Origin of the sequence: Streptomyces sp., assembly GCF_050698815.1 — a bacterium.
In the GTDB taxonomy this organism is placed as follows: Bacteria; Actinomycetota; Actinomycetes; order Streptomycetales; family Streptomycetaceae; genus Streptomyces.
In genome coordinates, this window is sequence record NZ_JBOHCV010000501.1 from 1 (window position 1) to 5749 (window position 5749).

The following is a 5749-nucleotide window of genomic DNA, read 5'->3' on the forward strand; positions in this document are numbered from 1 at the left end:
GCGGCGGCCACGCCGGTGGTCGGCGGCGGGTTCGCCGCCGTCGGTGGCCAGCCAGCCGGCGAGGTCCGTGCCCTCGGGCAGCGCGTACCGGGTGGCGTGCCGTACCACGTCGTGGTTGGAGAGCACCCAGGTCGGCAGAGTGCCCACGGAGCGGGCTCCGGCGAGCGAGGTGTCGATGACCTCGCGGAAGGAGGCCGCGTCCCAGGGACAGCGCAGGTGGAAGAAGTTGAACGCCTGGTGGAGCTCGTCGGGCCGGGTGTAGAGAGGCAGCCGGGAGGCGCTGACGCCCGCCTCCGCGACGGCGATACGGGGCGGGTCGTAGGCGTCGAGTATCTTGCGCCAGGCGCGGTAGGTCTCGTGCACCTCGTCACGGTCCCAGAAGGGGTGGTTCTCGCCCTGCGGCGGCGAGTTGAGCGGCGCCGCGTCGTTGCCGAGGGTGTCGCGCAGCGGCTGCCGCAGATCCTTGCGCAGGCCGTGTGCGACATCGACACGGAAGCCGTCGACACCGAGGTCGAGCCAGAACCGCAGGGTGCGCTCGAAGTCGGCTGCCGTCTCCGGGTTCTCCCAGTTCAGGTCGGGCTGCTGGGCGGCGAAGATGTGCATGTACCACTGGCCGTCGGGCGTACGGGTCCAGGCGCCGCCGCCGAACTTGGACTGCCAGTCCGAAGGCGGCTCGCTGCCGTCCGGACCGCTGCCGGCCAGGAAGTGGAAGCGGTCGCGGGCGGCCGAGCCGGGGGCGGCGGCGAGCGCCTCCGCGAACCAGGGGTGCTGATCGGAGCAGTGGTTCGGGACCAGGTCGATGATGACCTTCAGACCGCGGTCGTGCGCGCCCGCGAGCAGGTCGCGGAAGTCCTCGAGAGTGCCGTGCCGCGGGTCGACGTCACGGTGGTCGGAGACGTCGTATCCGCCGTCCGCCCAGGGCGAGCGGTAGAACGGTGTCAGCCAGATCGCGTCGACGCCGAGTCCGGCGAGGTGGTCGAGCCGGCCGGCCACGCCCCGCAGATCACCCATGCCGTCGCCGTCGGAGTCGGCGAAGCTGGGCACGTAGACCTGGTAGACGACCGCCTCCCGCCACCATGCTGCGGTGGCGTCTTCCTGGTGCTGGTGCTGCGGCGTGCTGGCGCTCACTGTGCCTCTCTCATGCTGTGGTGCGTCCGGCAGGATGACCGGCCGGTGGCCCCGACCCTACGGTCAACGCCTCGCCCCTCCCGGGGTGAGCCCCCGCTCCGGCACCGCCCCAGGCCAGGACGGACCCGAACGAACCCGGACGGACGCCTGAAGCGTGCGGCGGAATCGGCGCAGGGGCGAGGGCTGCGGCCCGGACGCCCGCACGCCGTAGGCTGGTGGCCGCACGGAATGGGAACGGCAGCCGGGTGCGGAGCAGGCGCTTCATCCCGGCCGGAAGGAGGCGCTGGGTGATCGAGCTCGAGGGGGTTCCCGAGCTGGTCGACCCCGTCATGGTGGCCGCGTTCGAGGGCTGGAACGACGCCGGCGACGCCGCCTCCACCGCGATCGGGCACCTGGAACGGGAGTGGAAGGGCGAGGTCTTCGCGGCACTGGACGCCGAGGACTACTACGACTTCCAGGTCAACAGGCCGCAGGTGTGGCTGGACGGCGCCGTCCGCAAGGTCACCTGGCCGACGACCCGGCTGGCCGTCGTACGTGTCGACAACGCGGACGGCAAGGGCACGCCGCGCGACCTCGTGCTGGTGCGCGGAATCGAACCGAGCATGCGCTGGCGGTCCTTCTGCAACGAGATCCTGGGCTTCGCCCACGAGTTGGGCGTGGAGATGGTGGTGGTGCTGGGCGCTCTACTCGGGGACACGCCGCACAGCCGCCCGGTTCCGGTGACCGGCATGACCTCCGATCCCGACCTCGCCCGCACGATGAACCTGGAGGAGTCGCGTTACGAAGGCCCCACCGGAATCGTCGGCATCCTGCAGGAAGCCTGCACGCACGCGGGCGTGCCGGCGGTGAGCCTGTGGGCCTCCGTCCCGCACTACGTCTCGCAGCCGCCGAATCCGAAGGCGACGCTGGCGCTGCTCAACCGGCTGGAGGACCTGCTCGGGCTGAGCGTGCCGCTGGGCGAGCTGCCCGAGGACGCCCGGGCCTGGCAACTGGGCGTGGACCAGCTGGCCGCCGAGGACAGCGAGGTCGCGGAGTACGTGCAGTCGCTCGAGGAGGCACGGGACACGGCCGAACTCCCCGAGGCGTCGGGTGAGGCCATCGCCAAGGAGTTCGAGCGCTATCTGAGGCGGCGCGACGGCGGGCCCGCGGGTGGCCCGGCGGGGGGCAACGCCACGGAGTCCGGCTCGAGTCCGTACCGGCGCGAAGCGGGCGGCGGACGCAGCCGCCCGGCGAAGCGGTCCGCGAAAGACGCCAAGGACGCCAAGGACAGCACGAACGGCACGGAGGAAACGTCCGGGAAGCCCGGGAAGAACGGGAAGCCCGGGAACAACGGCAATCGCGGGAAGCCCGGCAAACCCGAAGCCGATGAGCCGAAACCGCCGCCGGAATCGGACTCCTCGGAGGACTCGGACGAGGAGTGACCCGTCACCGGGTGGACACCCGAAGTGGCCGCCCCCCTGAAATCGGCAGAGGGGCGGCCCCGGGTCCGTGCACGGGCTCTGCCGGTGCCGGGAGGGGTTCTAGAGGGCGACGCCCAGCAGCGCGTCGACCGCGCGGGAGACCAGACCGGGCGCCCCCGTGTCGGTACCCCCGCGGGCTTCCTGTTCCGCGGCCCATTGGTCGACGGCGGCCAGCGCCGTCGGCGCGTTCAGATCCTCGGCCAGCGCCACACGTATCCCCTCCACCACGGCCTCGGCGGGCGGGCCGTCGGGCCGGGAGACGGCGGCACGCCACCGACCGAGCCGGGCCTTGGCCTCCTCGAGGACGGCGTCGGTGTACTCCCAGTCCGCGCGGTAGTGGTTCGACAGGAGCGTGAGCCGTATCGCGGACGGGTCGACGCCGTCGCGCCGCAACTGCGAGACGAAGACCAGGTTGCCCTTGGACTTCGACATCTTCTCACCGCCCAGCCCGACCATTCCGGCGTGCACGTAGGTCTGGGCGAAGGGGTACTCCCCGGTCAGCGACTGGGCGTGCGAGGCACCCATCTCGTGGTGCGGGAAGGCGAGATCGGATCCTCCGCCCTGAACGTCGAAGCCCATGCCGAGATGCTCGAGTGCGATGGCCACGCACTCGATGTGCCAGCCGGGACGTCCGGGGCCGAGCGAGGCTCCGTCCCAGTGCGGTTCGCCGGGGCGGGCGGCGCGCCACAGCATCGGGTCGAGCGGGCTCTTCTTGCCCGGCCGCTCCGGGTCGCCGCCGCGTTCGGCGGACAGCAGGCGCATGGTCTCCGCGTCGAGCCGGGACACCTCACCGAAGTGGGAATCGCTCTCGACGGAGAAGTAGACGTCGCCCTCCAGTTCGTACGCGGCACCCTGGTCGCACAGTCGCTCGACCATCGGGACGATGCGCGGGATGGATTCGACGGCGCCGACGAAGTGCCTGGGCGGCAGCATCCGCAGGGCCGTCATGTCCTCGCGGAAGAGGGCCGTCTCGCGCTCCGCGAGAGCGCTCCAGTCGTCACCGGTGGCGTCGGCCCGTTCCAGGAGCGGGTCGTCGATGTCGGTGACGTTCTGTATGTAGTGAACCTGCCGCTTGTTGTCGAGCCACACGCGCTGTACGAGGTCGAACGCGTTGTACGTCGCCGCGTGCCCCAGGTGGGTGGCGTCGTAGGGGGTGATGCCGCAGACGTATATGCGGGCGACAGGACCTGGGGCGAGGGTGACTCGGCCGTCGGTCGCGGTGTCGTGGATCTCGAGGTCGCGGCCCTGACCAGGCAGCGCGGGGACCTCGGAAGCGGGCCAGGCATGCATTCTCTGAGCCTAACCCGGACAGCCGTTCGGCATCCTGACGGGACGGTGGCGGTCCGTGAAGGACCGGCGTGAATGGCTTGATAGGCGGTCTTGCACGTGCGGCGGGTATGACCCCGGGCGTGAGTACGTCCCCGGGCGCGGGGACGCAGCGGCCGTAGCGCTTTCAGCGGAGGCAGGGGCCGTACTAGACCGGCGGCCAGGGAATGGCCGGCCAGTCGCCGCTGGGAAGAGGGTGCCGTCCGGACTTGCACAACGCGTCGACGCGCTTGCGCAGTGCGTCGAGTTCGGTCGTGGTGATCAGTTCGGACAGCCGTGCGGCGAGCGGGGTGCTTCCGGCCAGGGCGGCCGAGAGGCCGCGCAGGGCCGCGGCTGCCTCGGCGGTCAGTGGCTCACCGGCCCAGCCCCACAGCAGCGTGCGCAGCTTGTCGTCGACGTGGAAGGTGACGCCGTGGTCGATGGCGTACAACCGGCCCCCGGGGACGGGCAGTAGGTGTCCGCCCTTGCGGTCGCCGTTGTTGATGACCGCGTCGATGACGGCCAGCCGCCGCAGCCGTTCGTCGTCGGCGTGCACGAGCAGAGCGGGGCGGTCCGCGCCGGTGTCCACATGGCCCACGGTCTTCCAGCCCTCCCCCGGCTCGTCTCCCTCGACGATGGCCAGCAGGTCTTCGAGGCCTTCCTCTTCCGTCCCGTCGGCGTCCTCGGCGTCTCCGGCGTCCTCGGTGTCACTTGCGCCCTCGGCCTCCTCGGCGTCCTCCGCGCCGGCGCCCGCGGCGTCCTCGTCGCTGCCGGGCGGCGCTCCGACCCACGCCTGGCACATGCCCTGTCCGTACGGTCCCTCCCGCAGCACGGTCGCGGGGATCAGGTCCCAGCCGGTGGCGCGGGAGATCTCGTAGGCCGCCACTTCGCGCTGCGCGAGAGTGCCGTCGGGGAAGTCCCACAGGGGACGCTCTCCGGCCACGGGCTTGTACACGCACGACACTCTGCGACCCTCATGCTCGACCTCTCCGAAGAGCACCGCGTTGGAGGCCTGCCGGATCCGTCCCAGTACGGACAGCGTGCCGAGCACGAGATGGGTGCGTGTCTCCTCGTCCGCCGGCGAAGCAGTCAACTGCCTCTGTGGCGACGGAGAACCGGAATCGGCTGCCTGTTTCATTCGCCGCGCCGGTAGCCGTTCTGACGGGGGCACACGTGCCCTTCCGGATCGAGCGGAAGGCTGCACAGCGGGCACGGCGGACGGCCCGCGTTCACGACCTCCAGTGCGCGCTTGGCGAAGGCGCGGGCCATGGCGCCCTCAAGCCGCACGCGGAGCATCGGGGGCCCGTTCTCGTCGTCCTGGAGCAGCCGTTCCTCGGCATCGGCGAGGTCCTCGTCGGAGTCTGCCTCCAGCTCGACGATGGCCTGCGCCTCGACCACCATCCGCTCGCCGTCACCGTCCCAGGCCAGTGCCATGGTGCCGACCCGGAACTCCTCCTCGACGGGCGTCTCCAGCGGTTCCTTGTCGTCGGTCTCCGTGGGTGCGACGGCCGGCACGGGGGCGTTCCCTCCGGAACGCCGCACCACTTCGTCCAGCAGTTCGTCGATCCGTTCAGCGAGTGCCTCGACCTGGGCCTTCTCCAAGGCGACGCTGGTCGTACGGCCCGAGGCCGACGCCTGGAGGTAGAAGGTGCGCCGTCCTGGCAGCCCGACCGTACCGGCGATGAATCGGTCCGGTGGGTCGTAGAGGAACACCTGACGGGACACGTTCCTGCTCCGTTGTCGTCGACGTCTGCTCGGTCAAAGGCACCCTACTGCCCGTGCCGATCTCCGTGCTTAAGCGCCGCCTCCCACGGGGGCGTTGCTGTCCTGGTCGCGGCTGTTGCCTTCCCCGGACG

The 5749-nt window shown here is 71.1% G+C and carries 5 protein-coding genes; 1 reads left to right on the forward strand and 4 read right to left on the reverse strand.

Annotation, left to right across the window (positions count from 1 at the left end):
* On the reverse strand, nt 1-1128 hold a 1128-nt coding region (locus tag ACRDP3_RS18015), incomplete at its 3' end, for an alpha-amylase family glycosyl hydrolase (RefSeq protein WP_431517989.1).
* Nucleotides 1129-1415: 287 nt separating this feature from the next.
* Between ACRDP3_RS18015 and ACRDP3_RS18020 the strand changes: the two genes are divergently transcribed.
* The gene (locus ACRDP3_RS18020; protein WP_431517990.1) at nt 1416-2549 is read left to right on the forward strand and encodes a PAC2 family protein; all 1134 of its coding nucleotides are present in this window, start codon (nt 1416-1418) and stop codon (nt 2547-2549) included.
* A gap of 99 nt (nt 2550-2648) precedes the next feature.
* Here the strand turns inward: ACRDP3_RS18020 and mshC are convergent, their stop codons facing one another.
* From mshC to ACRDP3_RS18035, 3 genes are all read right to left on the reverse strand, one after another.
* Nucleotides 2649-3878 (reverse strand): cysteine--1-D-myo-inosityl 2-amino-2-deoxy-alpha-D-glucopyranoside ligase, encoded by a 1230-nt coding sequence (mshC, locus tag ACRDP3_RS18025; protein WP_431517991.1) that lies wholly within the window; start codon nt 3876-3878, stop codon nt 2649-2651.
* 184 nt (nt 3879-4062) lie between these two features.
* A complete protein-coding gene (locus tag ACRDP3_RS18030; protein WP_431517992.1) occupies nt 4063-5031 on the reverse strand; it encodes an SCO1664 family protein in 969 nt (322 codons plus the stop codon).
* Nucleotides 5028-5618: a DUF3090 domain-containing protein gene (locus ACRDP3_RS18035; RefSeq protein WP_431517993.1), complete on the reverse strand. Its 591-nt coding sequence runs from the start codon at nt 5616-5618 to the stop codon at nt 5028-5030. Before ACRDP3_RS18035 ends, ACRDP3_RS18030 begins: the two co-directional genes overlap by 4 nt.
* Nucleotides 5619-5749 lie beyond the last annotated feature (131 nt).

Bases quoted from the DNA above. Each gene is read 5' to 3' on its own strand.
- mshC (WP_431517991.1), bottom strand. From the start codon at position 3,878: ATGCATGCCTGGCCCGCTTCCGAGGTCCCCGCGCTGCCTGGTCAGGGC.
- ACRDP3_RS18030 (WP_431517992.1), bottom strand. From the start codon at position 5,031: ATGAAACAGGCAGCCGATTCCGGTTCTCCGTCGCCACAGAGGCAGTTG.